Genomic DNA, 25,554 nt, shown 5'->3' on the forward strand with positions numbered 1-25,554 from the left:
TTACTCTGAGGTATTTTTTTATCAACCACCCTTCTTGGAATTCCCTATATTTGAATTATACAGGAAGCTCCTGACTTTTTATAATCTGCCTGATTGCGTCAAAAACATAAGGCTTCAGTTCCTCAATCCCCACAGGATCTCCGTACAAAATGGAGCTGTAACATGTGGCGCTTACAAATTCCACAATCATAAATAATAGTACCTCCGGATTTTTAAAGGTCTTAGGCGAATTTTCCAACATCTTATAAATATTGTAAAAATTTACATCCGAGTTATCCCCCCAGCTGATCAATTCATTCTTAAAAATTCCCCAGCTCAAATTCTTAGATATAAAATGGAGCAGCGATTTGTCCGCATTAAACTGCCCCAAAATATGGTCCACAAGGAAAATAATTCTATCCTCCAATTCAGTCAGGCCAGTCTTTGCAAGGGCTTCATCCGCAGCAGAAAAAATAAGCGCAGCCTTATGGGCAATCAATTTATTCCGTATATCATACTTATCCTTAAAATAAAGATAAAAAGTCCCCTTAGCCACTCCCGCGGTTTCCACAATATTATTTATAGTCGTCTTGTGAATCCCTTGACTCGTAAACAACTCAAATGCTGTATTCAAAAGCGCTTCACGCTTCTTTTTCTTATTCAAATCAATTTTCCCCATTCCATTCCTCCCTAATTTACCACTTCACGCTAACCTCCATGATTCCGCTTTGCGGAATCCCAAATCAGAATGAAAAATGCCGTATCTTAGGCATTTTTCCGGGTGAAACTTAGAAGTTCTTAGCGAAACAGCCTCTGCTGTGAGCTTTAAAACTTCTTTTCACGCTAGCTCCATTATAAAATAAAGTAATAAAATGTCAAAACATTTAACTTTCTTTATACCGCAGCTGTTTATTTTATATTTTTTTAATACTTTAGCTATTGACCAAAAGTCATTTTTGTATATAATAATAAATAAAAATGACTAAAAGTCATAAATTTAAAAAAGGAGTGTGAGTTATGGAGAAATTTGGAAGAAAAGTAGTGCAGCTTAGAATACCCATTTTAATTTTAGGCCTGCTTCTTCTAATCCCCTCATTCATCGGGTACGTAAGCACCAAAGTCAACTATGATATCCTTTCCTACCTGCCAAAAGATATTGAAACAATGGTCGGTCAGGACATCCTGGTAGATGAATTTGGTACAGGAGCCTTTTCCATGTTTGTAGTGCAGGGGATGGAGCCAAAAGAAACTGCCCGGCTCAAGCAGAAAATCGAGCAGGTAGCCCATGTAGAAAAGGTCATCTGGTACGATTCCGTTATGGACCTTTCCATCCCCATGGAATTGATGCCAAATGAAATTTATGAAGCCTTTAACAGTGGAGATGCTACCATGATGGCAATTATATTTGACGAAACTACATCCGCTGACGGCACTATGCAGGCCATAGAGGATATCAGAAAAGTAGCAGATAAAAATTGCTTTTTAAGTGGAATGTCGGCTGTGGTGACAGATACCAAAAATCTATCGGAAAGAGAAGCGCCCATTTACGTGTGCATTGCAATCCTGCTTTCCTGTCTGGTTTTATCCCTTACCATGGATTCCTTTCTCATCCCATTTTTGTTTTTATTCAGTATTGGGATGGCCATTGTTTATAACCTTGGCAGCAATGTTTTCATGGGGCAGATTTCTTATATTACCAAAGCTTTAAGCGCCGTGCTCCAGCTTGGTGTCACCATGGATTATTCCATCTTCCTGTGGCACAGTTACCAGGAAAGCAGAGGGAATATATCGGATAAAAAAGAAGCTATGGCAAAGGCCATTGGCGAGACCATTACCTCAGTGGTAAGCAGCTCCATGACCACAGTAGCAGGTTTTATCGCCTTATGCTTCATGAGCTTTACATTGGGAATGGATTTGGGAATTGTAATGGCAAAAGGAGTGGTATTCGGTGTAATCACATGCGTTACCATCCTACCCTCCATGATTTTAGTCTTTGACAAAGCCTTAGAAAAAACCAGGCACAAAGCCCTGCTGCCTGACATGAACGGAATAGGCGCCTTTATCACAAAACATTACAAAATATTTATGATCTTATTTGTGGCTATTTTATTTCCGGCCATTTTAGGCTACCGGAATACGAAGGTCTACTATAATCTGGATGAAACCCTTCCCAAAGACCTTCCCAGTATCGTAGCAAACCACAAGTTGAACGAATCCTTTGATATGAACGCAACCCATATGATCCTTATAAGCGCAGACCTTCCGGCCAAGGATGTACGGCACATGACAGATGAAATGAAAGAGATAGATGGTGTCAATTGGGTGCTTGGGTTAAATGCCCTTAAAAGTGATTTTATTCCGGAACAACTGATACCTTCCGATATGACAGATTCACTTATAAATGATAACTGGCAGCTTCTGCTCATTGGCTCCCAATATAAGGTTGCCTCTGATGAAGTCAATGCCCAATGCGAATCTTTAAGCGCAATCTGTAAAAAGTATGATAAAGCCGGAATGCTGGTAGGCGAAGCGCCCTGTACAAAGGATTTGATTGAAATCACAGATAAAGACTTTAACACCGTCAGTATTGTATCTATCGGCGTAATTTTTATCATCATTTTGCTGGTATTCCGCTCCCTTTCCCTGCCAGTTATTCTGGTATCCGTTATAGAGACGGCAATTTTTGTCAATATGGGAATTCCTTATTATACAGGAACAGAAATTCCTTTTATAGCATCTGTGGTAATCGGCACCATACAACTGGGTGCAACCGTAGACTACGCTATTTTAATGACCACCAGATATAGAAAGGAGCGATACGCCGGAACCCCAAAAGGAAAAGCCGTTGCAGATGCTTGTCAGAGCAGTGTGAAATCCATCATGGTCAGCGCATTATCCTTTTTTGCTGCAACTTTTGGCGTGGGGTTATATTCCAACATTGATATGATCAGTTCTCTTTGTACCCTCATGGCCCGCGGGGCACTGATCAGTATGGCGGCAGTTATTCTTGTATTGCCTTCCATGTTTATGGTATTTGATAAAATTATTATCCGAAACACAAAAACCAAAAGCAAACTTGTAAGCGCAGTATCCCAGGCATAAGCCAATTTGTGGGGACCGGTAAGATATAGAGGATATTGTAAAAAATGATTTTTTCACATGACAAATTTGTGCCTGCGCCCAAATTTATGAGGCGGTGGCAAAAATGGAGGATATTATATGATAAGTAAAAACAAAAAAAGAACACTATGTTTGATTTTAAGCGCATCCATGGTTTTAGGGCTTGCAGGCTGTGGTAAAGAGGAAGCAGCCTCATCCGTAATCACAGATGATAATCAGGAAGCCGTTTTGGAGCAGGTATTAAACGCACAGGTAAGCCCAACTCACAGCAGCGAAGCAGGAAAAGAGGAAACTGTCTATGTACTTGCTGATGCAACGGGCACCATAAATCAGGTGATTGTCAGTGACTGGCTAAAAAACAGCGATGGAGGACACAGTCTCATGGACTGCTCTGACCTGAAAGATATTCGAAACGTCAAAGGGTACGAAACCTACGAAACAGATGAAAACGGCAATATCGTCTGGAATGCGCAAGGCTCCGATATTTACTATCAGGGGACCACCGATAAAGAGGTTCCTATTAAAGTACAAATCTCTTATAAACTAGATGGCAGGGAAATAACACCGGAGGAGCTTGCAGGAAAAAGCGGCAAAGTGACAATCCGCATGGATTATGTAAATAATGAAACAAAAAAAGTAGAAATAGGCGGAAAGGAGCAGGAAATAAAGGTACCTTTTGTTATGATATCCGGCATGATACTGCCCCAGGATACTTTCTCCAACATTGAAGTGGCCAACGCCAGACTTCTTTCTGAAGGCAACAACTCTGTTGTAGTTGGCGTAGCTTTTCCTGGACTTAAGGAAAGCATTGATGCGGAAAATTTGAAGGATAAACTGGAGGATAAAAAAGATGGTGAGAAATTGGATGATTTAGAGGTCCCCGATTATCTTGAAATTACGGCAGACGCAACAAATTTTGAGTTGGGAATGACCATGACCGTAGCTATGAGCGACATTCTCTCCGATATTGAGCTGACAGATTCCTTTGACCTTTCCGGCCTCAATGATTCCATGGATGATTTACAGGATGCCACAAACCAGTTAAAAGATGGTACTATGGAACTAAAAGACGGCACATTAAAGTTAAAGGATGGCAGCGAAGAACTGCTCTCCGGAACTCAAAGGCTTTGGGACGGCACCATAGAATTAAAGGATGGCACCCAGGAGTTGGCAGATAAATCAGGGGATTTAAATGACGGAGCACAAAAGCTGGATGAAGGTGCTTTGGCCCTTTATGAAGGAACTACTTCTCTAAAGGATGGCGTGCAAAGATTGACCTTTGGAACAAATGAGCTACAGGATGGCGGCCATAAGCTGGCGGCAGGAACCGAAAGTCTGGCAAGTGGCGCAAAGAGCCTGAATGATGGCGCTCACCTTGTAAAGGACGGCGTAAATCAGGTGGCCGGACAAATGAATGTCTTAAGGGCTGGTATTGGTACACCGGTCACATCGTCCGATACAATTGACCCGAATAATCCCACTACCCTGTTACAGGTTTCTTATCTATTGAATCAGTCGCTTAAAACTGCAAGTATGGCCAGTGATAATCTGATGCTTGAATCTTACAAAGGTATTTTGGCAAATTTGCAGCAGCGGACTGCACAGGCACAGAATGAATTAAATACTGCACAGGCAAATCTGGAAGCGTCCCAAAGCCGGGCGGCTCAGGTACAAAGCCAGTTGGCAAGCGCCTGTCAGGCAGATACCCAGGAAGTTGAAGTTGTAACGAATACCCGCATAGAAGAAGAAGATCATGTGGTAACCATTGATGCACCTGTCACTATGACAACAAAAGTTATAACTGAAAGCATAACAGAAACAACAACTGAAGACGGTGAAATTATAGTTGAACGTTCCATTGATGATGAGCCGGATATTTCTACGGAATCATATACCGAATCTTACTCAAAAACCGTCACCGTTCCAAAAGAAATCGTGGATACGGAAACAGTAACTGTACAATCAATCGATGTAGATAATTTACAACGGCAAATAGATGCATATCAGTCCGTCCTTGAGGAAACTGTCGTATATCAGGCCCAAGTAGAAGCCTGTTCCATGCAGGTTGAAGCTCTTAGTCAAGAACTTAGCAACACTGAACAGGAACTCTTGGCAGCGCAGCAAGCGCTGATTGCAAAATGGGGCCCCTCCATCACCTATGCTGCAATCCTGGATCAGAAGCTTGCCGAAATCTCCGGCCAATTAAATTCCCAGGAAAGTGCAGGCGGAATGGCCGCACTGGTAAAAGGCGCCGGGGATTTAGCAGATGGTACACAAACCGCACTGGCTGGGGCAACAGAATTAAACAATGGGGCTAATGAATTAAAAAAGGGAATCGATACCTTAAGGGATGGTGCCGGAGAACTGGCAGATGGGACAAATAGCTTAAACGATGGCGCTGCCACCTTAAAAAACGGTACGGGAGAATTAAAGGATGGTACTGAGAAATTATTGGATGGTGTCACCACCTTAAACGATGGCGCCGGAGACCTAAAGAATGGCGCCGAAGAATTAAAAGATGGTGTACTTACTTTAGATGAAGGAGTTGGAGACCTGGATGAAGGAGCGCTAGCCCTGGTGGATGGTATGTTTGAATTTGACGAGGAAGGAATCAGCAAATTAACAGACCTGTTCGGGGATGATGTACAGGATGTGATTGACCGGTTAGAGGCGGTATCAAAGGCCGGCAAGGAATACAACACCTTCACAAAGCTGCCCCAAAATATGGATGGCAGTGTAAAATTTATCATCAAAACAGATGCTGTTCAATAGCTGCTTAATCGCTTATATGGAAAACGATATCTAAGCATCTTTATTCCCGCCAGCAACGAACCAAATATCTATGAGATGCAAAGCATCTCATAGATATTTGGCAACTGCCGCGAGAGTCAAATACCCCGCCGCTTTGCGGCGTACACTCTGCGGCGCAGCAAGCCTGATATCCCGCCAGCTTGCTGCGGTTTTTTGACTTAAGACGGATTAGGGCTTAATGAATGAAGTTCATCCTATCAAACGGCTCCTTTTCCGGGATTCCATACTTTTCCTTCCCAAGCGCAATACTCTTCATCAAAAAAGTCATATTTCTAGCCAAGGTACGCATCATCTGCAGTCCTTCCGTATCCTGCTGGGCTTCTCCCGGCTCCGCACCATGAATGCCATTCCAATATTGTCCCGATGCAATCGGCATTCCTGCAATACCAAAAAACTTATTCAGCTCATCATAGGTCGCTGTAAGCCCGCCACGCCTTGCCGCTGCCACTGCCGCGCCTACCTTCATGGTTTTGTCAAAATGCGTACTGTAAAAAAGTCTTGTCAGGAAAGCAACCAAAGTGGCATTAGCAGATGCATAATAAACCGGGCTCCCTACCACAAGGCCATCACATTCCTCAAATTTGCCGGCTGCTTCATTTACCAGATCATTAAATACACATTTTCCGGTTTCCGCACATTTCCTACAGCCGATACAGCCTCTGATATCTTTACTTCCGATATGTAGAATTTCTGTCTCAATCCCATCTTCCCTGAATACCTTTTCCATTTCATGTAGCGCGACATAAGTATTCCCTGCTGTCCTGGGGCTTCCATTCACCATCAATACCTTCATAGTTAATCCTCCATTCTTCTGCTTCACAATGGCTTAAGTCAGATCAGTAAGCCATCTTTATATTAGTATAACATACCCGATCTATCTATGCAAAAGTTCCGGATTTCATTTCTGTTTCAAAACCCTTTGAGCATTATATATGATATTCCCCAACCCGCCGTCTGCACGTTCCCCCGCTCCGTCAGGTTTCTTAGCCATCAGCAAACCTTCAAAGTCCATAAACTCAAACGGCACTTCATCAGATTTTCCATTAAGGATATCCTCACACACCTGAATAACACCATTAAGAATTTCCTTCCCAATTAACTTTGGTCCATGGGAAAGGTACACCTTGTCATATTCCCCTTCATGCTTCTTTAATTCCAAAAGCACTTCTTTATATTCCTCCACAGTAGATGCCTCATCAGCCCACAGGAAAACAGAAGGGTTACACCCGTCCCCAAATAAAATCGTTCTCTCCGTTACATTTAACACACAGGTCATCCCCTGTGTATGTCCAGGCACAGCCACTGCCCTTAATACAATCCCGCCCAAATCAAACTCCTGTCCATCTTCCAGTGGAAGATATTCCTTCGTCCGCATCGGACTGAAATCCGCTTCTGTCATTTCTTCCGGCAGCCCTCCCAGACAAAAGGAAACATAATCTTTTTTCTGCTCCATTGTAGCGTGGTTTTTAACCAGCTTCCAATCCTTCTTATTTAAATACACTTTATCAAATCCGGCATCTCCTCCCGCATGGTCACAATGTCCATGCGTTAAAATAACGCTCACCGGAAGCTTCGTAAGAGACCCAACGAACGCTTTTAAATCCCCGGATCCTGTACCGGTGTCAATTAAAGCTGCTTCCCTTTCCCCCTCTACCAGAAAGGAATGCACCCCAGTAATATCCGTTATTCCTGTAGTTGAAGGACTTACCTTTTCTGTTGTAAAAAATTCCATGTACCATCACCCTCTCTTTCCTGTTCACACAATGTAAATACCAAATACCTAACGCTTCGCCTATCGACTGATTGAATGAATCATAACAGGGGCATATCCGCCTAACAGCCGGGATGTGTCTTCTATCCTATCTATGTATACCGCTTATAATAAAGTGTATAATATCTTCGACCCTCTTTCTAGCAATTCTGACAATATATACCTTTTCGGTTTTCTTTTTTGTTTGTTCTTAAAAAAATTTTCTAGCCATTTGCACTGAAACAAGATAAAAGTATCATATAACCGTGATTTTTAATCTCATACGCCCGTTACTCTATCCCCAAAATGCAGATAGTAACCATTCAGCCTTGCTGACTGTTACTTGCAAAGTCCATTTAAAATCGCCTTCGGCAATGGGATTTTGCACTCCCTAATCATATTTTCACGGTCTGTGCAGTAAATGCACAGTTCTGGCTGAATCGTTACTATAAATACAAAATCTTCTGATAATCAAATAGACTTTATATTTCAGTTATGGTATACTTTCTTTACTAAAAAATCTAATGCCACAATAAGAAAAATGGAGGATTCATATGACAGATAGCCAAAAGATTGATCTACTTTTAGCAGAAATGCAAAGCATGAATACTAAAATACAATCCATGGATTCCAGAATGCAAACCATGGATTCCAGAATACAAACCATGGATTCCAGAATACAAGCCATGGATTCCAGAATACAAACCGCGGATTCTAAAATACAATCTATGGATACCAAAATGCAAACCATGGATTCCAGAATTGAAAATTTTGAATCCCAATTGAAGCAGACTGAACGCGCCTTAAAAAATGAAATACGGAAGGAATACGGATTGGTTCTTGACGAAGTCGAAAGAGTACATAAAATATTAGATAAACATAAATCAGATAAAACGATACACACCGCATAATCACAGCTATATGCAATTCCGTTTCATCTCTGGTTATTGTTCCGTCTAATTTTTTTCTATATTTCCTTCCGCCAGCCGCAGTGCAAAGGCAATGGGCATAATCAATATCCCACAAAAAAAATTACTGATTCCATGAACACAGTCCCAGGGAAGCCCTGCCATAATCCAAGCTATCGTTTCCTTTAAATTCAAACCATACAATATAGCCTGCACCGGCGCATACAATGTTCCAAATAAAAAACCATGAATCGCACACACAATCATATATACAAATACCTGAATTTTTGAGGACATTTTCTTTGGAAGGAGCATTACAATCCCCCAAAGAATCGTCCACAAGTATAAATAGGGAATCCACCATGCGGCAAACCCACAAAAGATACCATTTAAAATGATATAAATATAAATTGGATACAGAGCCTTTTTTCTGTAAACAATGGTATATGCAATGGTAAGCACACCCAGCAGGTGGACATTCGGAATTAGCTCCATAACCATCTTTGATACATACATAACGGCCCCAAGCATCCCAAACACGGCAATTTCCCTGATCGTAAGTTTCATGCCTCTATCCTCACATGGCTTATTCCATCTTAAAGGAGTAGCTGTTTCCCTCCTCGATTGCCGTAGCATCAACCCCTGCTGTGGCATATTCGCCATTTATATAAAAGGCCCAGTACACTCCGTCTTTGTCGTAATCAGCGGTTACGCCGTTAACTGTCTTGACATAAAGGCCATATTCGCTTTCATCTCCGGAAATCAGCCCAATTTCCACCAGCGCTTCTCCCACTGTTTCCTGATCCGTATGAATCTCAAATTTTGTTTCGACTCCTTCCTGGTCTGTCACGGTTAGTGCAAACTGCTTGCTGCCTTCTCCCAGTACACTGCCATCTTCCCAGACGGTCTGTCCCTCATCTGCCGCAGCATCTTCGCCTCCGGCCTTTCCCATTCCATTACAGCCGGTTGCAGTCATTGCAATTGACATAATCAACACCGTATAAAGAATAAATAATCCCCATTTTTTGTTCCAATTTACTTTCATAATTTTCTCTCCTTTGTTTTTATTTCCAAACTTCCCAACATGCCGCCTTTACGGCGCAAACATCGTGCGAAGAATGATTAGCAGAGCATTTTCTTTTACGCTTTACATCACTATAGCCGCTACCAGCGGAATCGTAGCCACAGACAAAATCGTAGTGAGCGCAACACCCTTTGATGCCATCTCATAGTCCCCATCATACTGCTGCGCTAACATAGCCGTCATGCTTCCCACTGGCGTGGCAAGCATCACCATGCACACGCCACAGATAATCTCATTGCTTACAAACCTCCGTATCAATAGTACACCAAGCACCGGAACAATTACCAGCTTAATCAGTGAAAACAAAAGCAGCCTTCCATCTGCAAACAATTTCTTTAAATCAATTGTGGCCAGTGACGCACCTATGATCATCATACTCAAAGGCGCTGTCAGATTACTTAAATTCGTCACGGTTGTCTTCACAAAATCGGGAAGCGGAATATTGAAGAAGTAGATAATCATTGATACCAGGCAGGCCACTACGCCTACATTAAGCACCTTTCCAAGCAGCGCATATTTTTCTACGGTTTTTTCCTGTAATTTCTTTTCTGTAGATATGGCGGATATCCCATAAGTATAAATTAGCACATTATAAGGAATCATAAAAAGCGAAGCATACAGCAGTGCGCCGTTTCCGTACAAAGCACTGATAACCGGAAATCCCATAAATCCAATATTTGAAAAAACGGTCATTGCCCGATAGGTACCCTGGCTCCTTTTTTCAACTTGCAGCAGCAATGGCAGAAAAAGCGCAAGCACCAACAAAGCTGCATACATAACAACTACAATCATGAGCGTCTGTACCAGCTCGCTTCCCTGCATTTTTTCTTCTCCCATGCATCCGGTCAGTACCAGCGCCGGATTTGCAATATTTACTACTATTGCAGACAACTTTTTGCTCACTTCATCTGTTATCACTGATTTTTTATAGCAAAAATAGCCGATTGCCATTAAAATAAAAAGTACCAACATCTGCTGTAAAAGCAACATAAAAATGACCTCCTTTTCGGGCTTTCAGGCATGCCGTTACCGGCAGTGGAAACCACCACATGATTAAGAAATCACCTTGCCATAGCACATGACAGAGGCATTGATTTTTCCTTTCTTACTTATGTTCTGCTGCCCCAAATACTCAAATTTTCCATATCCCCTTGCACTTATTATATCCCCTTTTTTCAAAAGCTGGCTGTTGTTTTCACAAAGCCGACCTCCTGCAAACACCTTTTTCTGCCTGAAAAGCTCTACGGCCTCGCTTCGCGAAAGCTTATATACCTTTGCCAGCACACCGTCTGCTCGTTCCGAAGAAATCTGTATTCTAACCTCCTGCCTGTCCAGTTCCGGCAGTCCGGGCATTTCCTTTGTTCTGTTACCTTTAACGGAAGTATGCTTGATTTTAGTTAAATTCTCTATCATAAAATCGGCCATCCCTTCCAGGCAGAAAATATAGCCAATATTCTCTTTCAGCCAAATATCTCCAAGCGTATTTCTTTCAATTCCAAGGTTCATAAGCGCACCGAGAAAGTCCCTATGTGTCAATGCGTCCGCAAACTTAGCCGCCAATGGCTTTACCTTAATACAGGCAATTGGAAATTCTTCCTCATAGCCAAGCTCCTCCACTTTGCCAAAACGAACCATAGCCCGCTCGCAAAATTCACTCCCTCCCCAAACCTTGTAGGAGACATAGGACAGCTCCTTTTCCATCTCATAAAAACAGGCCAAATCAGCCAAAGATAAAAAGCCTGTAAAAGTATATTGATTGTTTTGATAGCATTTACGGGCAAGTTCCCGAAAACGCTTTTTTAGTAATTCATCTGTTTCCATATACATCCTTTACTATTGCAGCTCGCCACGCGCCTTGAAACAGCGGCCCAATTTACACCTTCCCATGGAACCTGTTCTCACGGACCTTGCAGTAAGTGCAGAGTTCTAAGCTAAACCTGTTACTATTCACGGCCTGGGAGCCGCTCATAGTAACATTCGGAGCGATATTCCAAGTTTCGCTTCTCAAAAATCGCCCCTCATACCTGAATCACGTTCTCACGGAATGCACAGTAAATGCGCATTCCTGACCCGTGAAAAGTAACCTAAACCTTCCTAAAAACAATAAATGAAGCTGCTTTTTGTTACTTAATGACATACAATATGATAGAATATATTATCGCCGCTTAAAAATCCAACCTATCTTGCCAACATTATAATCGGGAAGAAAGAGGAAACAATAAATCTTTCACCCCAAAAAGTTTATGGATGCAGCAGCACAGGCATCAACATCGGCACAGGCAAAAACAGCGCAGAAATGAGGAAAACTATGAATTTTTCAGACGCTATAAAAAGTATAATAAAGCCTCACCATGAAGATCAGTTTACTCCCCTTTTTACCAGGTGGGGTAAAAACATAGACACGGCTAAGGTACTCCCCGAATATCCACGCCCCCAGATGCGGCGGGATAGCTTTATTTCACTTAATGGATATTGGGATTACGCTATCACCGTTCAAGCTTCTGTCCCCTCTAAATTTGATGGAAAGATTCTGGTTCCCTTTTCTCCGGAAGCTCCCCTCTCTGGTGTAAACAGGCAGCTTAAACCTGAAGAATTTCTCTGGTATCGCACCCTGCTTCCCGACCTATGCCAAAAAAACATCCCGGGCATGCGCCTGCTTCTTCACTTTGGAGCGGTAGATTATGAGGCGGAGGTTTTCTTAAATGGCAAATTGGCCGTTGCCCATCAGGGTGGTTACCTTCCCTTTTACGCCGACATCACTGATTTACTAATTAGCTCCGGCAATAAACTGCTCCTAAAGGTTAAGGATACCACAGGTCTTAACAGCGAGGCAAGAGGGAAACAAACACTTTCCCGCGGCGGCATCTTTTATACCGCCCAAAGCGGCATCTGGCAGAGCATTTGGCTGGAGCAGGTACCTGCCTCCCACATAGAAAGCCTATGGTTTGAAGCAAACTATGATGCCCGCAGAATAACTGCTCATATTTCTGCTCAAATTGCCGGTGAAGCTCCCTCCTTCACCCTGTCCCTTCTGTGTAAAGGACAGGAGATCCTCTGCAAAACCTACTCCGAAGATGTTTCCGCCGCAGCCTCCCGAACCATCTCAAAAAATGGAAGGGAAAAAGCCCTTGCCGCCTCTTTTTCCTTTACCATACCGGAAGAACATTTTCACAGCTGGAGCCCTGAGGACCCCTTTCTGTATGATGTGAAGCTAACCTTCTGTCATGATACAGTGCACAGTTACTTTGCCATGCGCCATTTTTCCATAGAAAAATTAAAAAAAGGACTGCCCGTGTTTTGCCTGAATCATAAACCTTACTTTTTGATGGGCGTTTTAGATCAGGGCTACTGGCCGGATGGGCTTTACACTGCTCCTGCAGACGAAGCTCTTATTTATGACATCACTGTCATGAAATCCCTTGGTTTTAATATGCTGCGCAAACATATTAAAGTAGAGTGCGCCAGATGGTACTATCATTGCGACCGCCTTGGTATGATTGTCTGCCAGGATATGGTAAACGGCGGAAGCCGATATCACATGCCGGTCATCAGCTATCTTCCCACCCTGTTTCCCGGTCTGGCAGCCCGTCTGAAGGACTCCCATTATGCCATGCTCTCGCGAAAGGATATAAAGGCCAGAAAACAGTGGGAGCAGGAATCCTTAGAGACCATTGCACACCTGAAATTCTTTTCCTCCATCGCCATGTGGGTACCTTTTAATGAAGGGTGGGGCCAATTTGATACCGCGCGTATTACTGACCTGATTCGGGAAGCGGATCCCCATCGCCTGATCGACTCCGCCAGCGGCTGGTTTGACCAAAACTGCGGCGACTTTGTCAGTGTGCACAATTATTTCCGTCCCCTTACTGTTCCTGTAAAAAAATGGGCCAACCGGGCCTTCTTCTTATCTGAGTATGGCGGCTACGCCTGCCATATAAAAGGCCATTCCAGCGTAAAGAGAATTTTTGGCTATAAGCGCTATGATTCTCTTACGGACTTTAAAAAAGCTTACTCTAATTTGATCGAAAAGTCCCTGCTGCCTCTAAAAGAGCAAGGCCTTTGCGGCGCTGTATACACCCAGCTTTCCGATGTGGAGGAGGAAGTGAACGGGCTCTTAACCTATGACCGGGAAATCAATAAACTTTTGTAGCATTGCTCGTGCATTTCATATATACAGGCAGAAACATTTTTTTCAAGATTCAGCCGTTTCCGTCTTCATCATGCTTTGCAGCCTGCGCCGTACATGAATATAAGCCGGAATCAGAAAGACATCCGCAAGCACCCACGCAAGAGGGCTTGCAAAGCAAGCTCCTGTAAACCCCAGCTTAGGCACCAGCACCAGACCCGTCAGGGTTCTTGCCGCCATCTCAAACACCCCCGCCAATATAGCAAAAGTGCTGAACCCCATTCCCTGTATCATAAAGCGGATAATATTTACCAGTGCCAGCGGGATGAAAAATGAACTGTTAATAATCAGAAGCCTTCTTGCATTTGCCAAAATCTCCTTTTCACCGCCGTCTACAAACAAAGCCGCCAAATCCGCCCCGAAGAAATACATCACCACCAGAGCAATCAGGGAATACCCTGCCCCAAGCAAAATACAAGACTTCAAACCGCTATCGAGCCGTTCCAGCTTCTTCGCCCCCACGTTTTGTCCGCCGTAGGTTGCCATGGTAGAGCCCATTGCGTCAAAAGGACAGCTGAAAAACAGACTTACCTTACTGCCTGCCGTCACTGTTGCAACCGCCAGGGAGCCCAGCGTATTTACAGACGTCTGTAAAATCACGCCGCCAATCGCCGTAATGGAATATTGCAAGCCCATAGGCACCCCCATACTGCAAAGTATCTTCATATGGTCATAATTGATTCTCCATTCCTCTCTTGTAATATGCAGAATCTCAAATTTCCTCATCATATAATATAGGCATAAAAGCCCTGAAATCAGCTGTGATACCACTGTGGCAACGCCAGCTCCCGCCACCCCCATCTTAAACACAACTATGCACAAAACATCCAGCCCGATATTCAGTCCTGAGGAAAGCAGCAAAAATGCCAGAGGCGTCTTAGAATCCCCCATAGAGCGGATAATACCGGATAAAATATTGTACAGATATGTAGCGGGAATGCCGAAAAAGATAATCAGGATATACGCGTAGGCGTTCTCAAATATATCTTCAGGCGTATGCATCCAGGTAAGAATATTCCGGCAAAGCATCGTCACGAAAACCGTCATAACCAGTGCAAATACAGCCGAAAGCCATGCGCTGTTCGCCACAAACTCCCGCATGGCGCGGTAATCCTTTGCACCAAATTTCTGCGCCACCGGAATAGCGAACCCGCTGCACACACCGCTGCAAAAGCCGATCACCATAAAATTAACAGAACCGGTAGCGCCAACCCCCGCTAACGCCCTGACCCCCAAAAACTGCCCCACGATAACCGTGTCAACCACACTGTAAAACTGCTGGCACAGAAAACCGAGCAAAAGCGGTATGGAAAACTCCAATATCAATTTCATAGGAGAGCCTACCGTCATATCTCTTGTTGAATTTTTCGCCATTTTCCTATCCTCCTTAAAAGCAGACTCTTTCGCCTCATACCCTGGCCGGAGTATGTCCGGAAACCATTCCACATCCTCACGCCCTGCTTCGCTCAAAATTTACATTTCAAAACTTACGGAACTGATTTCCTGGTGCATATCGGCCTCCCGGCAAACCAAATAAGAGTATAATCATATTCTCTTAAAAAGGATAGTACCATTTTAAACAAAAATAACAAAAATCTCTTTCAAGGAAAAGTACTTTTTACTATATCAATCGTTATCACAACAAACACTATCACGTCTCGTAAGACAACTAAGGCCGCCTATTGACAAAAGGCTCATAGATTCTTGCTGGCAAACACTCGGCGGATGTGAAACCGCAGAAATCAAATTTCCAGCACACACTGTCCATGAAGTTTGATTTCCGCACTGCAAAATAGACATTTACTGGCTGTCAAAACAAGCGGATGCATTACACATCCGCCTGTTCTTCATGCTCCTATGAATCTTTTATTTCTTACATTGCAAAGGGATTCTCTGACTTATACAGCATTCCCTTAGGCCTGTTAAACCCAATTTCTTCCACATCCACGCCAATATACTTAAACACCTCGAACAAGACCTTACCATAGTGTCCGAAAGCAACTGCGCCATGGTGAGGGTAATTGCCTTCAATCAACACATGACGGTAAAATCTTCCCATCTCAGGAATCGCAAACACACCAATGCCGCCAAAGGATTTGGTTGCCACCGGCAGAACCTCTCCGTGTGCAATATATGCGCGCAGCTTGCAGTCAGACGTAGACTGTAAACGGTAGAATGTAATGTCTCCGGGAACAATATCGCCTTCCAGCGTTCCGTTGGTAACCTCCACCGGAAGTGACCTTGCCATGATCATCTGATTCTTCATGCTGCAGGCAGACAGCTTTTTGGAACAGGTATTTCCACAATGGAATCCCATAAAGGTATCCTTGTGCGTATAATCAAATTTACCCTTGATTGCCTCATCATACATATCATCCGGTACAGTGTTGTTGATATCAAGTAAAGTGACAATATCATTGCTCACTGCCGTTCCGATAAACTCGCTTAAAGCGCCGTAAATATCTACTTCACAGGAAACCGGGATTCCCATACCTGTAAGACGGCTGTTTACATAGCAGGGCACGAAACCAAACTGTGTCTGGAATGCAGGCCAGCATTTTCCTGCAATTGCAACATATTCACGATACCCCTTATGTGCCTCCACCCAGTCAAGAAGCGTTAACTCATACTGGGCCAGCTTGCTTAAGATTTCGGGCTTCTTATTGCCCTCGCCCAGTTCTTCTTCCATTTCCTTAATCTTTGCGGGAATCCGCTCATCCCCTTCATGTTTATTGAAAGCTTCGAATAAATCCAGTTCGGAGTTTTCTTCAATCTCCACACCCAGATCATAAAGAGGCTTGATTGGTGCGTTACATGCGAGGAAATTAAGGGGCCTTGGACCAAAGCTGATAATCTTAAGGCTCTTTAACCCCACGATAGCCCTGGCAATGGGCACGAACTCATGAATCATGTCCGCACATTCCTGTGCAGTTCCTACCGGGTACTCCGGAATATATGCTTTTACGCTACGCAGCTTCAAATTGTAGCTTGCATTTAACATACCGCAGTAAGCATCCCCGCGTCCGCCCACCAGGTCATTTTGGGATTCCTCGGAAGCGGCAACAAACATGGCCGGTCCGTCAAAATGCTTTGCAAGCAGCGTCTCGGAAATTTCAGGGCCAAAGTTTCCAAGATACACGCAGAGTGCATTACAGCCCTCTTTCTTGATGTCCTCTAAGGCCTGCACCATGTGGATTTCGCTTTCTACAATGCAAACCGGACATTCATAAATGTCAGCCCCATCATATTTAGCCCTGTAGGCCTCCACCAATGCTTTTCTCCTGTTAACGGACAGGGTTTCGGGGAAACAGTCGCGGCTCACCGCAACGATTCCGATTTTCACTTTTGGTAAGTTGTTCATTTCGTAATCCTCCTTTTTTATACGATAGTCTCATCAAAACAGGTATTAACACACAGATTTTTCCCAGTAAGCCCCATAGGACTTCCCTGCGGCAGTCCTCCTTCTGGATGTCCCAAAAGCCACTTGTTCTTGGCTGTCATATGGCCGTCCTCTCCCCCGGCATGTTCTTTTTCCAAATCGAAGTTCGTACCCTTAGGGAGTACAATCGTCACCTTAAATCCGGCCCCGTCAACACCGCAGGGCGCATAGTGAAGCGTGGTTGCATATAATTCCACCGCCGTCCCCTTAGGTAGCAAAAAGGCTTCGGCCTTTGCCGTATCATAAGTAAAATCCTCTGTAATATCCTGCTGGGAGCCTAAAATCAAAATTGCATCTGTGGCCGCCACATTGACCTCGGAGCTTCTGTGATACTCAAGGGCATTGAGCATGGCATTATGGCCGTTGCAGTACCCAACTTGAACAGGCAGCTCCCCAAAGATTTTCACCCTCAGCTCCTCCGCCACAGGAAGCGCCTCAAGGACTTTAAATCCCGGAACATATTCCACACCCTCCGGCAGCGGCGTCTTCTCCTCCATGGTCTTTACAAGAGAGGAAAAATCAATGTCCTTTATTACCTTTCCATATTTCCCAAACCGTTTGTCTGTTACCTTGTAAATCTCCATATTTCACCTCATTTCCACAAGGAAGACTTTGTCTGCCTTCGCTTTATTTCGATAACCTGGCCTGCAAAGCATAACATTTGCTATACACAAATAATTTATGGCTGCAGTAGCACTGGTCTGCTTATTTTATTATCTCAAATAATGGTTTGCAGGCAGGATAAATTTCTTTAAACTGCTGATATCTTGCTTCGTATTTCTCCACCAGCTCCGGATCCGGCTCTACGGTATTAATAATTTTAACAATCTTTGCCGCGGCCTCCTCCACGTTCCCATACTCTCCGCAAGCTACTGCCGCCAGCATAGCGCCGCCTAAGGCCGGCCCTTCTTCACTTTCAATCACATCCACCTTTAAATTCATGATATTTGCAATCATCTTTTTCCAAAGAGCGCTCTTGGCTCCGCCGCCGCAAATCTTGGTCCGTTCCAGATGAATTCCAAGAGATCTGGCAACCTCCAAAGAATCACGCAGTGCAAAAGCCACGCCCTCTAACACCGCCTGGGTCATATCTGTCCTGGTGGTATCCATGGTCATTCCGATGAAGGTTCCCCTTGCATTGGGATTGTTGTGAGGGGAACGCTCCCCCATCAGATAGGGCAGAAAATATACATGGTTTTCACCTAAACCTGCAATTTTCTCCTGCTCCTTACCATACTCCTTAGTTCCAATAACATCTTCCATCCACCACTTATTACAGGATGCCGCGCTTAACATACAGCCCATCAAATGATAATACCCGTCCGCATGGGCAAAGGCATGAAGGGCATTGTACTTATCCACTCCAAATTTTTTGGAAGAAATAAAAATGGTTCCGCTGGTACCAAGGGAAATATTACACATGCCGTCCCCAACAGTGCCGGTTCCCACTGCTGCTGCCGCATTATCGCCTGCGCCTGCCGCCACCTTCACATGCTCTGCAAGCCCAAGCTCCTGCGCAATTTCTTTTTTCACTGTGCCCACACACTCATAGCTTTCAAAAAGCCTTGGCAGCATTTCTTCTCGGATGCCGCAAATATCGCACATTTCCTTAGACCATTTACGATTCTTCACGTCAAGAAGCAGCATACCCGAAGCATCGGAAAAGTCCGTACAGTGCACGCCTGTAAGCTTGTAGGCAACGTAATCCTTAGGCAGCATAATCTTAGAAATTCTCGCAAAGTTTTCCGGCTCCTTATTTTTTACCCACAAAATCTTAGGCGCCGTAAAGCCCGTAAAGGAAATATTAGCCGTATACTCCGAGAGCTTTTCTTTTCCTATGACATTGTTCAGATAATCGCATTCCTCAAAGGTTCTGCCATCATTCCACAAAAGAGCCGGACGGATCACCTCATCCTTCTCATCCAAAATAACAAGCCCATGCATCTGTCCGCCAAAGCTGATTCCGGCAACCTTCTCTTTGTCCACTCCATCGATCAGCTCTTTCATTCCCTCCATGGTCTTAGCAAACCAGTCCTCAGGCTTTTGCTCCGACCAGCCCGGATTGGGGAAAAAGATAGGATACTCCTTAGATACAATTTTTTGTATCTTCCCTTCCCCGTCCATAAGCAGCAGCTTCACTGCACTGGTTCCCAAATCAATACCTATATACAGCATCATAACCCTCCTTATTATATTTTGCAGGATTTCCGGACCTCCTGCATCTGCTTTTACGGTTGATTTTCACTCGTCTACGCGGAATCCAAGAAGCCTTCCGAATCATGTACATGTAGCAGGTGCATAGTCCAAGCGTGATAAGTAATAGCATTCATCGGCACTCTATTATACCTCGTAAGTCTGTCCCGCCTGTCAAAAATCTTCCCGTTAAGCCAATATCCCCGCTGCAATCAGATGCAATCGTTCCCGAAAACCTGTTTCTTAACATATGAACTTTAAATCTTTCAAGTTAACTGAAATATTCTTTCTACCATTCCCCTTTAAAGTAACACAAATTCCCACTGGTTACGATCTCCAATTTGGAATAAAACTTTTTCTTTTCCTGATACACTCCGTAACACATTTCCTCAAACAAAAGCTTCATCCCCAAATAAGCCTGTCTACTCAGTTCCTGATAAACCACCGCATCAATCACGCTGTCTGCAACCTCCTGTTCAATCTCCTTAAACAAATCAAATCCCACCAGTTTGATGTCTTCCCTGCCCCTCTCCCGAAGGGCTCTCGCCACTATATCAAGTTGATAGGTCAGGTCAAAAATCCCGTTAAGCTCCGGCTCTCTTTCTATACAGCCGCAAATTTCCCGGTAAACCGCCTCTTTTTCCGACAAATCATGAACCACTGGAAGAATCTGACAGCCGGCATATTCTTTTATCTTTTCCAAAAAACCTTTTAACCTTGCCTGAATGTCCTGGTTATTGTGGTACTCTCCGGTCACTGGTATAAAAATCTTTCCCTTTTCCGGCAACATCTTCCCCAAAAGCTCCGCCGCCAGAAGACCGCTCCGGTAATAATCTACACCTACATAATAATTACTACTCTGATCATCTTCTTTTTCAAAATCACGGCTTAATAGAACAACCCTACATCCCTGATTTCTTAACCTGCATAAAATTTTCTCTATGACCTGCTTATGGGAAAATGCCAATACAAAGCACCTGACTCCCTGCTCTAACATCTTTTCCACATCTTCCATCTGCTGCCAGGGCTTCTCCACATCAAACTCCGAAAGAATAACGTTTAGTCCATCGTCCCCAAATTCTTTTACCGCCCTGTCGATTCCCTTCCGCACTTTTGGCGAAAAATAATTCGCACTTTTGGAGCGGAAACCTGAATAACCTATGGTATACTGTCTGTTCAGCGCAAGATTCCTGGCGTTTTTATTCTCAACGTAATGGTATTTCTCCAGGGCCTCCATTACAAGTTCGCGCGTTCTTTCGCTGACGTTTCCTTTTCCCTTTAAGACCTTATATATGGTGGTTCTGGAAATACCGATTTCCGCAGAAATTCCCTCTAAAGTCATCCGTGTGATTTTTTCCATCAAACACTCTCTTTCATGATGTAATGATTGTGACTTCCTTATGGAGTTAAAGCATTTATAGTCTGTTAAAAAATGAAAACATACCATATGTCAAACCGCAAAGATTAAAACCACGCGTCAAGCTGATGGGGCGGTAAATCATTTGTTTACACGTGTTAAATTTATGGTAACATGATTATATAACCTTGTCAATCGAAAGCTCTAAATCACACCTGTTATGTATAAAGTTTTAAATTACATCCGTTATGTCCTTTAACTGGTGTAATATCACCAGCGCCCCATTTTCTATTCTTTCCGCTATAGCCGCACTCTCCCCTGCCTTTAACGCCTCTCCAAGAGACATAATCACCTGATTGGCCATATTCTTATCAAGCTCTTTTCCACATAGCTCCGAAACATGGGGAACCCTGTTATATATTTCAATTGTCCAGTTAAAAGCATCCATACACTGTTTTTGGAATGCCGGCGTATCCGGCTTAGCTTCACCTCCAAGCTCCCTGCACAGGTTTTCCATATTTGGAATCAGCTTATCCAAAAACTGATTCAAAACCTGCAATGCTTCTAATTCCTGCTTTAGTTCTTCGTTCATTTACCTTATCTCCCTTCGTAAAAATATATATTACTTTCTATGTTCATTATATCATGAATCAGAGATTCATGACTGCCATTCGCCGTTCGTTGAATATGCAGGCTTATTCTCCTCACTAACGCTCATGATATCATCCAAACTCGCAAACACGCCCCCATCTCATCAAATCAACATTTTTCTTCCAACATGCTTTATGTTCCACTCATTTCCATGATACATAAAGAACAGCGTCAGCAAGTTTTCCCCTAAATATCCGATGTACCTGTCAGCTCTTTCATTTCCTTTGGGCGTACTCAATTCTTCCGTCCGCTCCAGTATAGGAAACAGCCATTTACAATAATCCTTTAAAATTTCCCGTTTAGCCACCACAATATTATAATTATATAAATAAGGCTGCCTCAAAATCTCCTCAAACCGCCCTGCATACCCAGGTTCCAATTCCTTTAGTGCCCGCAGCATAGCCTCCCAGTCCGACTCTGCTATGTATCTGCTGTGATGTTCTCGTATATCCGGCTCATGAACAGTTGGATAAGGCAATACCACATCCACATTCTCATTTTTCATATGCAGCAAGTCATCATCCGTAAGTTCCAAAAACCTTCTGTAATGAAACAGCCCCAAATATGGCGCACCCTTTTCTTCCTGCAGCTTATTTTTCCAAATCCAGTAAAGAGCCGTAAGCTCACAGTAATTGACATTCTTGGCCGATATATTTTCTCCCAAGTCATCGGCCGTCTCTGCTATCCGCTTATCTGCAAGCGCTGCACCTACCTGGATAGGCCGCACCCAATCCGGAATTCTGTAATTATTTTTTAACGGCTTATCCCTATGAAATTTTGCCATATAGACTTCCGCAATATCATTTCTTAACGCCGGAAATCTTCCTATACTTCTAAAATATTTGCCCATCAATGCGGATTCTTTTTCAGAATCAAGACAAACAATATTTTGGAAACCCTTACCCTTAAGCATTGTCTCAATGCTCCCCTGTACATCCTCCGGTGTTGCAATCAAAATGCACACATTTTTGTCCGTAAAACAATCAACCTCTGCAACCGGCAATCCGCAAAGGCAGCTTGCATTGCCAGATAGACTGCTTACCATAAATCCTGACACCTCATATTCCGGACATACTTTTTTAACCGCCAGGCATGCGCCCAGTGCGATACTCTTGGCGCCGAAAATTACAATCTGTTTCATCCCTCTTAGCATGCCTTATGGCATGTCCTCCTTATCCAATTCTGTCTTCTTCTATCATTTCCAATATTTGGGCGGCACGATCTCGCCACGTATGCCGCTGCGCTTTTTGATACCCATGCTCCGCAATCATTTTTCTTTTGTCTTCGTGTACAAGCAAGTCCCTTATCCTGTCAGGCAATCCTTTCAAATTGTCCAAATCAAATAAGATAATATCTTCTCCATCCACAAAATTTTTATCTAAATAGGAGGTCCTGTCCGTCACAACCACTGACTTTTGTAGCATTGTATTGGCAATTCGTTCCGTAAAACCATCTTTATGCCACCGCATAACGTTCAGAGATATCTTTGCCCTGGCATATATTTCAAGCGCATCCCTTCCAAATACTGCCGGATGATGTATCAGAGCCGGGTGTTCCCACATAGAGCAGTCCTTCCATGTATCACCAAAAACATGTACCCTAATTCCTGCATCTAATAAGCGCCTAATTACCTTATTCCGGTAGTGATTTGCAAGCTCAGTGATAATCCACCGCTCTCTGTAAAACAGTTCTATCAATTCCTTTTTTGTATATGTAACCCCATAATGCGCCAACGCTTTTTTAAATGCCTGCTCAGGCGTTTCTTCCAAATGCTGCCGCATGTACAGAACATACCAGTTAAGCAAGCGCCCTCTCTCCTTATCGGCATTCCTTATAAGCTTTAAATGTTCCACAAGCCCTTCCCCGTAGCTTCCAAGAAAAACAACTTCATAGTCTCTTTGTTTTTCCCCGCAAGAAATATGTTCCCCTGCCGGAGGTAAAAACCTTGCCGGATGGTCAAAATATTCTTCTATAAACTTCGCATAATTTCCATCCGGTGTCAATGCACATAATTGCCGGGGTTTCTTTTCCAGATAATCTCTGAGCCATATCGGATGGTCAAATAAAAAATTATACTTAGGCGCTGGTATATCGTCATGTATTAATGTACCCGTTTTCCATTTTACCCCAAACATATTCGTCTGCATACCAATCACTGCCTTAAACCTGCGTTTTGCATAAGGGATAAGTTCTTCAGGCGATTGTCTTGTTAAATCAAAATATTCAACCTTCTGCCCCAACTCCTCAAGTGCGAATCCCAATTCCGCACTAAATGTATCAAGTATATTATAACACAAATCACAGCCTGTATATATCAATATAGGCTGTGTACAGTCATATATGTCATAAAACTCCTCATTTCCTGCAACCATTCCCTCTAAATATCGCATCGCATCTTCTTTTCTTGCACTGGCCGAAAGAATTCCCAAGGCCGCATCCTGAAAACAGCCCATATCGGCCAGTTCCGATCTGTATCTGCTTACTAAATAGCAATCTGCCTTCAGTCCTTCTTCTATCAAACCATCTTCTCCGCCTTCAAGAGAAGCTCCTACCAATGAATCAGTTTGCAAGTTTATCCATAACTTTCCACCTGCATTTTCTTCTCTGAGAAATTCCATCCCATCTGCCTGATTCATCAAAAGAACTTTATATTCCCGGGCAATCCGGATAAGTAGCTCATAGTTCTGCTTTGCCATAAGCCTGTAATTAATTCCCCCCACAGAGCATAGGGCTTTTTCCCAAACCCATATATCCCCCTGTACCAGTCTTTCATCCAGCAGTATCTCCTCAAATGAGAGTTCTTCTGTCCGGATATCCTTTTGGCTGATACAGATTGCTCCTGCTGACTCCTTTTTGTCATCCATATTTATACCCCCTGCATACCAATTTTTTGATATACTTATCACAAAATAAATATACCAAAAATATTGAAAAAAAGGAATCAAAATATCGGTTTCGTCATATTACATAACCCGGTGTCCTTGGAAATTGATTTCTATTCCCGAGAAATTTATACTATTGAGATAATGTATTGTATATGATACAATTTTTCTATGGAATATCATACCCAAAATAGAAAGGGCAATACCAAGCATAAATATAAAAGATAAATTAATTTATTTCGCATAAACGGAGAATACATAAATTATGACATCTTTGCAAAACAATCTGCTTGCACTAAATTCAAACAGACAGCTAAAAATCAATATCAGCAAAACTAAAAAGACTGCGGAAAAACTATCCTCCGGTTATCGGATCAACCGCGCTGCGGATGATGCTGCTGGTCTGGCCATTTCTGAAAAAATGCGCCGCCGTATCCGCGGCCTGCATCAGACAGTTGAAAATATACAGGAGGGTGTCGGTTATGTCCAGACAGCAGACGGCGCTTTAAATGAAGTACATGATATGCTTCAGCGTATCAATGAGCTGGCTGTAAAATCCGCTAATGGAACAAGCTCTATTGAGGACAGAGAATATATCGACCAGGAGGCGCAAGCTTTAAAAAGTGAACTGGATCGTATTTTCAAAACTACATCCTTTAATGAACGCCTCATATGGGAGCCAAGCGACAAAGTGCTGATTGGAACCGAGCCCAAGCAGGCGCTTGAATTTACCCAAAACACCAAAACCAACGATATCACCAATGCAAACTGCGGCGTCTTAGCATGTAACGGGTACACCATCAACGCAGATAAAGACGGCGTAACCATTGTCTGGATAGGATATGACGGAAATAATTACAAAACCGAAAATATAGACTGGGATACTTTAAAGGCCCAGAATTACCGTTTTGAAATGAGTGATTATTTTGGCGCGAAAAATCCGGGAAATCTTCTTTATGACAACAATGGGAATCCCGTTTTCACATGCCCCATTTCTTTTTCTCCACAGGAAAGCGCCACTATAGATGATATCATAACCTGCATAAACGGTCAGGTTATGTCAGGCTATGCCAGCGTATCTATGAGCGGAGGCTTTGAAGATAACAGCGGCAATACCATAAAACCTGGATTCTCGGAGTTAACATGACGAGGTTGGTACCTTCACTCCGAGAGCCTCATATATTTTTGCCTGCT

20 protein-coding genes are annotated in these 25,554 nt (G+C 43.3%); 5 read left to right on the plus strand and 15 right to left on the minus strand.

Annotation, left to right across the window (positions count from 1 at the left end):
- Positions 1-55 precede the first annotated feature (55 nt).
- A complete protein-coding gene (locus D5281_RS20090; RefSeq protein ID WP_160561840.1) occupies positions 56-658 on the minus strand; it encodes a TetR/AcrR family transcriptional regulator in 603 nt (200 codons plus the stop codon).
- Positions 659-996: 338 nt separating this feature from the next.
- Here D5281_RS20090 and D5281_RS20095 point away from each other — a divergent pair, with 338 nt between their 5' ends.
- Together D5281_RS20095 and D5281_RS20100 are read left to right on the plus strand one after the other, a co-directional pair.
- A complete protein-coding gene (locus D5281_RS20095; protein WP_160561841.1) occupies positions 997-3,081 on the plus strand; it encodes an efflux RND transporter permease subunit in 2,085 nt (694 codons plus the stop codon).
- 117 nt (positions 3,082-3,198) lie between these two features.
- Positions 3,199-5,871 (plus strand): hypothetical protein, encoded by a 2,673-nt coding sequence (locus D5281_RS20100; protein ID WP_160561842.1) that lies wholly within the window; start codon positions 3,199-3,201, stop codon positions 5,869-5,871.
- A 214-nt stretch (positions 5,872-6,085) separates the two neighbouring features.
- On the opposite strand, the gene D5281_RS20105 is transcribed toward D5281_RS20100, so the two are convergent.
- A complete protein-coding gene (locus D5281_RS20105; protein ID WP_160561843.1) occupies positions 6,086-6,703 on the minus strand; it encodes a flavodoxin family protein in 618 nt (205 codons plus the stop codon).
- Positions 6,704-6,808: 105 nt separating this feature from the next.
- Positions 6,809-7,642, minus strand: coding sequence for an MBL fold metallo-hydrolase (locus D5281_RS20110; protein WP_160561844.1), 834 nt, complete (start codon positions 7,640-7,642; stop codon positions 6,809-6,811).
- Positions 7,643-8,214: 572 nt separating this feature from the next.
- On the opposite strand from D5281_RS20110, the gene D5281_RS26050 reads away from it, so the two are divergent.
- Entirely contained in the window at positions 8,215-8,571 is a 357-nt protein-coding gene (locus D5281_RS26050) for a hypothetical protein (RefSeq protein WP_277935493.1), read from the plus strand.
- Positions 8,572-8,616: 45 nt separating this feature from the next.
- On the opposite strand, the gene D5281_RS20120 is transcribed toward D5281_RS26050, so the two are convergent.
- The 4 genes from D5281_RS20120 to D5281_RS20135 form a co-directional block, all read right to left on the minus strand.
- The gene (locus D5281_RS20120) at positions 8,617-9,135 is read right to left on the minus strand and encodes a hypothetical protein (protein ID WP_160561845.1); all 519 of its coding nucleotides are present in this window, start codon (positions 9,133-9,135) and stop codon (positions 8,617-8,619) included.
- Positions 9,136-9,154: 19 nt separating this feature from the next.
- Positions 9,155-9,613 (minus strand): DUF4430 domain-containing protein, encoded by a 459-nt coding sequence (locus D5281_RS20125; protein WP_160561846.1) that lies wholly within the window; start codon positions 9,611-9,613, stop codon positions 9,155-9,157.
- Between the two features lie 102 nt (positions 9,614-9,715).
- Positions 9,716-10,642 (minus strand): AEC family transporter, encoded by a 927-nt coding sequence (locus tag D5281_RS20130; RefSeq protein WP_160561847.1) that lies wholly within the window; start codon positions 10,640-10,642, stop codon positions 9,716-9,718.
- A 63-nt stretch (positions 10,643-10,705) separates the two neighbouring features.
- Entirely contained in the window at positions 10,706-11,473 is a 768-nt protein-coding gene (locus tag D5281_RS20135; protein WP_277935494.1) for a YlmH/Sll1252 family protein, read from the minus strand.
- A 487-nt stretch (positions 11,474-11,960) separates the two neighbouring features.
- Here D5281_RS20135 and D5281_RS20140 point away from each other — a divergent pair, with 487 nt between their 5' ends.
- Entirely contained in the window at positions 11,961-13,802 is a 1,842-nt protein-coding gene (locus tag D5281_RS20140; RefSeq protein ID WP_160561849.1) for a glycoside hydrolase family 2 protein, read from the plus strand.
- Between the two features lie 42 nt (positions 13,803-13,844).
- Here D5281_RS20140 and D5281_RS20145 read toward each other — a convergent pair whose 3' ends face one another.
- From D5281_RS20145 to D5281_RS20180, 8 genes are all read right to left on the minus strand, one after another.
- Positions 13,845-15,212, minus strand: a complete 1,368-nt coding sequence (locus tag D5281_RS20145) for an MATE family efflux transporter (protein WP_160561850.1) — start codon at positions 15,210-15,212, stop codon at positions 13,845-13,847.
- 499 nt (positions 15,213-15,711) lie between these two features.
- A complete protein-coding gene (locus D5281_RS20150; RefSeq protein ID WP_160561851.1) occupies positions 15,712-17,199 on the minus strand; it encodes an L-fucose/L-arabinose isomerase family protein in 1,488 nt (495 codons plus the stop codon).
- A gap of 17 nt (positions 17,200-17,216) precedes the next feature.
- Complete coding sequence (locus D5281_RS20155) at positions 17,217-17,861, minus strand: DUF4867 family protein (protein WP_160561852.1); 645 nt, start codon at positions 17,859-17,861, stop codon at positions 17,217-17,219.
- 121 nt (positions 17,862-17,982) lie between these two features.
- Positions 17,983-19,452 carry a xylulokinase gene (gene xylB / locus D5281_RS20160; RefSeq protein WP_160561859.1) on the minus strand — a complete coding sequence of 490 codons (1,470 nt, stop codon included), beginning with the start codon at positions 19,450-19,452 and terminating at the stop codon, positions 17,983-17,985.
- A 307-nt stretch (positions 19,453-19,759) separates the two neighbouring features.
- Positions 19,760-20,830 carry a substrate-binding domain-containing protein gene (locus tag D5281_RS20165; RefSeq protein WP_160561853.1) on the minus strand — a complete coding sequence of 357 codons (1,071 nt, stop codon included), beginning with the start codon at positions 20,828-20,830 and terminating at the stop codon, positions 19,760-19,762.
- Positions 20,831-21,059: 229 nt separating this feature from the next.
- The gene (locus D5281_RS20170) at positions 21,060-21,419 is read right to left on the minus strand and encodes a hypothetical protein (protein WP_160561854.1); all 360 of its coding nucleotides are present in this window, start codon (positions 21,417-21,419) and stop codon (positions 21,060-21,062) included.
- A gap of 162 nt (positions 21,420-21,581) precedes the next feature.
- On the minus strand, positions 21,582-22,631 hold the full coding sequence (locus D5281_RS20175) for a DUF4422 domain-containing protein (RefSeq protein ID WP_160561855.1): 1,050 nt from the start codon (positions 22,629-22,631) through the stop codon (positions 21,582-21,584).
- 19 nt (positions 22,632-22,650) lie between these two features.
- Positions 22,651-24,342 carry a glycosyltransferase family protein gene (locus D5281_RS20180; RefSeq protein ID WP_160561856.1) on the minus strand — a complete coding sequence of 564 codons (1,692 nt, stop codon included), beginning with the start codon at positions 24,340-24,342 and terminating at the stop codon, positions 22,651-22,653.
- Positions 24,343-24,625: 283 nt separating this feature from the next.
- Here D5281_RS20180 and D5281_RS20185 point away from each other — a divergent pair, with 283 nt between their 5' ends.
- Positions 24,626-25,507 carry a flagellin gene (locus tag D5281_RS20185; RefSeq protein WP_160561857.1) on the plus strand — a complete coding sequence of 294 codons (882 nt, stop codon included), beginning with the start codon at positions 24,626-24,628 and terminating at the stop codon, positions 25,505-25,507.
- Positions 25,508-25,554 lie beyond the last annotated feature (47 nt).

The sequence above is a fragment of the Parablautia muri genome, assembly GCF_009917485.1.
Taxonomy (GTDB): Bacteria; Bacillota; Clostridia; order Lachnospirales; family Lachnospiraceae; genus Suilimivivens; species Suilimivivens muri.